Origin of the sequence: Ferrovum myxofaciens, assembly GCF_000735045.1 — a bacterium.
Classification (GTDB): Bacteria; Pseudomonadota; Gammaproteobacteria; order Burkholderiales; family Ferrovaceae; genus Ferrovum; species Ferrovum myxofaciens.
This window is the reverse complement of the sequence record NZ_JPOQ01000211.1, coordinates 1-333: the sequence shown is the minus strand read 5'-3', so window position 1 is coordinate 333 and position 333 is coordinate 1. Positions and strand designations below refer to the sequence as shown.

1 protein-coding gene is annotated in these 333 nt (G+C 45.0%); it reads right to left on the bottom strand.

Annotation, left to right across the window (positions count from 1 at the left end):
- Positions 1 to 147 precede the first annotated feature (147 nt).
- On the bottom strand, positions 148 to 333 hold a 186-nt coding region (locus IV91_RS19245), incomplete at its 5' end, for a hypothetical protein (RefSeq protein WP_233418477.1).

Sequence of the window (333 nt, the reverse complement as noted above, 5' to 3'; positions counted from 1 at the left end):
GTATTCAGGGAGGACTACCGTTATTTGGTGGAGACAAGCCGGTCCAAAGCAGGCCGGAAAAGAACTGTGACCAACCCTGACTTTAGCCAACCCGCAAAAAAACCCCGGCACTTAGCCGGGGTCGATGATGATGTGCCTATGTCTGAGTCACTCTGGTTTCGCTACTTTAAAATATAGCAACCCCATTTTCTTTGCAGATATGAAGTTTTGCGTTTTTTCCTGAAGAGTCGATGAATCTTGATTTCTCTCGGTTGGTGATGGCATTTCATATGACCTCCTGTGGATTGTTGATATGCGTCTGTTTTGAACGTATAGGGTTACCATCAAAGGAAT